Raw genomic sequence first — 494 nt, 5'->3', positions numbered from 1 at the left:
CAGGCCACTATCTCGTGACTGTACAGGTCCTGTATGGTCGACAGGTACAGCTTCTGACCGCCCGCATGGAACTCCGTCACGTCCGTACACCATTTCATCCCGCAGCGCGCTGCACTGAAGTTTCGCGCCAGCAGGTTACCGGATGCCCGCCCACCATCAGCCATATATGAGCGGTATTTCTTCCTCCGCAACCGGCAGGTCAGGCCATGCTGTTTCATCAGCCTGCGTACTGTCTTATGGTTCAGTATGAAGGCTTCACTGCGCAACGCCAGCATCATCCTCCGGTAGCCATATCGCCCTGCATGCCGCCTGCTTATAGTCCTCATAGCCTCCACCGCATCCGCATGCCGGGTCAGATCACGCTCAGGTTTTGACGCATGATAGTAATAAGTGCTGCGTGGCAGCCGCGCGGCATACAGCAGGCATGGCAGCCGGTGCGCTGTCAGCAGCGACTGCACTACTGCTGTTTTTTCTGCTGCTCCCTGAGTGCGTTT

The 494-nt window shown here is 57.5% G+C and carries 1 protein-coding gene; it reads right to left on the bottom strand.

Annotated features, from left to right (window positions below):
* Positions 1-494: IS3 family transposase (locus tag GV764_RS13560; RefSeq protein WP_161660621.1), on the bottom strand; the 494-nt coding region annotated here is incomplete at both ends.

The organism is Atlantibacter hermannii, from assembly GCF_009907385.1.
GTDB classification, from domain to species: domain Bacteria; phylum Pseudomonadota; class Gammaproteobacteria; order Enterobacterales; family Enterobacteriaceae; genus Atlantibacter; species Atlantibacter hermannii_A.
Note: the sequence above shows the minus strand (reverse complement) of the source record. Positions and strands in the feature narration are given on the sequence as shown.